We start from the raw sequence: 2,815 nt of genomic DNA on the forward strand, positions 1-2,815 counted from the left end.
TCACCTCAGTTACTGCGGGTGCTTCATTAGTTACCTTAATGGTGGATGCTTGCGGCGCTGTAAGCTTGATTATGCCTTCACCCTCACTCTCCTCAATCCTACTCCTAGTGCCCCTACCTCTCATTGATAATGCCGCTAGGACTGATGAAGCCACCATTACTACTATTAAAATGGCTAATATTACTGCTGTGGGTATTTGAGGCATATTAACCCTCTGCCTTTGAGGGGCACTACCACTACCTGACCCCTGACCCTTCCCAGCGCCTGTACCGTTAAATTGGCTTGATGAGGCTTGGTGAGGTAGTGAAATGTTAATTAAGGGGGCTTTACCAGTCATATTAGGTAAGGGTAATTCAATTATCACCATGGGTATGGGTACTGAGGGTAACGTTAGGTTAGGTAACCTAATGCCCGGTGACTTACCATGAGGCACCGTAATGTTAATTACCGGGATACTTATACCTGGGGCCTTTAACCCACCTCCACCACCCTGGGGACTTGAGGATACTGGTAGTGTCATAACTCTTATTGATGATGTAAGAAGCCATAGGGCAATTAATCCAATCACAAGGGTTACAACTGCATCTCTTCTCATGTATTTAGAGGACCGAAATCGGTATATTAACCTTTCCCAAATCACCACGCATCTTAATACAGGAACTCAAGGTTAGAAGGCTCCTTTAACTTTCCACCCGCACCTTCAACGTTAAGTTTAGGGATTAAGCATTAATTCACAAAGTTTAAAAAAGCTTAGCTACTTCTGGGGGTAATGGCTACTGCTCAGCAAAGGAGGTTACCGATGTATAAGAGGATTATTGATGATAATAAGAAAAAGTGGATGATTAAGGAGTACCTTAACATTGCCTTAACTAGGAATAGGTACGTTGATTCAATAATTCAAAGAACAACATTGGGCACTAGGATTGTGATTATTGCGGAGAAGAAGAATAGGATAATAGGTAGGAAGGGGCAGCAAGTTAAGGCTCTTGCAGACCTACTTAAATCCAAGTTTAACCTAGATAATGTAGTTATAGATGTAATACAGGAACCGCACCCTGAGTATAATGCAAGGCTAGTTGCCCTCAGGATAGCTGATGCAATGGCTAAGGGCATTAGGTTCAGGAGGGCTGCCATAATAGCCCTCAGGCAGCTTCAGGAGGCTAATGTTCAGGGCGCTGAAGTAATAATAAGCGGTAAATTAACCACTGAACGTTCAAGGTTCGAGAAGTACAGCACAGGCATAATAATTAAGGCTGGTCAAGATGCCCTTGAGAAGGTTCAGGAGGCTGTAATACCCGTACTGCTTAAACCAGGCATATACTCGGTTAGGGTTAGGGTATTACCCCCTGATGCGAAGCTTAGTGATAGGTTTGAGGTTAAGTCACCTGAGGAGGTTCAGGTTAAGCAGATTGAGAGTAAGCCTGAAGGGAACAGTGAGGGTAAGGAGGGCGGTGAATCAGCTGGCCAAGCCCAGTAATAATGCTTAATAATTACTAATTATTATCCCTCAACGGTGTCATTAAGTGGGCGTTAAGGTTGCGTTAATTGGAATGGGTAGGATGGGTTCAATTCACCTTAAGGAATTAGTTAGGCTAAGGAATGAGGGGTTAATTGACCAAGTCATTGTTATTGATATTGATGAGTCTAGGCTCAACATTGCGAAATCAATGGGAGCTGATGAGACTTTTAAAAGCATTGATGAAGCCTTAATTAAGCATCCTGAAGCAGTAATAATAGCAACACCAACAACAACCCACTACGACTTGTCAATTAAGCTCATTAATAAGGCGCACCTAATGGTTGAGAAGCCAGTCACAGTTAAGTTGAGTGAAGCCCTTAACCTACTTAGTGAATCAAGGAAGGCCGGTAACATGATTGTTCCAGCAATGGTTGAGAGGTTTAATGAAACCGCTGAGAAGGCTTTTAATATTGTAAAGGAGCCTATTGCATTATCAATGATTAGGATCGGTATCATACCGCAGGACCCTGATTCCTACATTGGGGTCATGTATGATTTAGCCGTTCATGACTTAGATTTAGCGTTATTCAGGTTAAGGCCCATGAAGGCGGTGATAGCTAAATCAATACTTAATAAGTATAATGTAAGCCTACTCCTTAACCTGGATGGAGTCTCAGTGAATATTGAAGCCAAGTGGGTTAATTCAAGTAAACTACGCGTGCATACGTATATTGGATTAAGTACATTTACCGTAGCCGACTTAATACATGGGTTAATTTACGGTAATGGGGAGGTTAAGAAGATAAGCCAAAGCGAGGAACCTGTTTATCTAGAGGATAGGAACTTCCTTGAGGCAGTTACAGGGAAGGCTAAACCCTTCGCCACCTTAACTGATTACGTAGCATGCTTAAGGATAATTGAGGCTGCTCAGCAGAATTATAGTGCGGTACCGCTATAGTAGGTTTTTAATCAAATTCATTAATATTACTTGAGCTTACATCAGCTTGATTAACATTAATATACTGTTTGGTGTATGGATCATAGTAACCCAGCACCCTATGCATGGTATTCATTCTGCATCTAGGGCAGTAAAGATAAACATTATACCTTAACCCAGATAAGTCAAAGCCAACATCAAGCTCCCTCTCCATACCACATTGAGTACACTTAATAACCCACCTAGTCACTTAATTCACCAACTTAAACACCTACTGAGGCTAGTTTAATAAATCAATTGCCTTCCCCACAAATAATTCTTACCATTCCTTAGAGACCACTGAAAGTTTTCATCTTATTTCGAAAAATATTTAAGTAACCCTGTCCATATTTTATTATGGTTGATGGTTTGCTTTTGGC

4 protein-coding genes are annotated in these 2,815 nt (G+C 41.6%); 2 read left to right on the forward strand and 2 right to left on the reverse strand.

What is annotated here, in order from left to right:
- The coding region (locus BP896_RS03860) for a hypothetical protein (protein WP_291765861.1) at positions 1-595 on the reverse strand (595 nt) is incomplete at its 3' end.
- Between the two features lie 174 nt (positions 596-769).
- On the opposite strand from BP896_RS03860, the gene BP896_RS03865 reads away from it, so the two are divergent.
- Both BP896_RS03865 and BP896_RS03870 read left to right on the forward strand, forming a co-directional pair.
- Positions 770-1,477, forward strand: coding sequence for a 30S ribosomal protein S3 (locus tag BP896_RS03865; RefSeq protein WP_291765864.1), 708 nt, complete (start codon positions 770-772; stop codon positions 1,475-1,477).
- A 46-nt stretch (positions 1,478-1,523) separates the two neighbouring features.
- The gene (locus BP896_RS03870) at positions 1,524-2,417 is read left to right on the forward strand and encodes a Gfo/Idh/MocA family protein (RefSeq protein WP_291765867.1); all 894 of its coding nucleotides are present in this window, start codon (positions 1,524-1,526) and stop codon (positions 2,415-2,417) included.
- Positions 2,418-2,424: 7 nt separating this feature from the next.
- Here BP896_RS03870 and BP896_RS03875 read toward each other — a convergent pair whose 3' ends face one another.
- A complete protein-coding gene (locus BP896_RS03875; RefSeq protein ID WP_291765870.1) occupies positions 2,425-2,646 on the reverse strand; it encodes a hypothetical protein in 222 nt (73 codons plus the stop codon).
- Positions 2,647-2,815: the final 169 nt, after the last annotated feature.

It is taken from the genome of Caldivirga sp. UBA161 (assembly GCF_002506515.1).
Taxonomy (GTDB): Archaea; Thermoproteota; Thermoprotei; order Thermoproteales; family Thermocladiaceae; genus Caldivirga.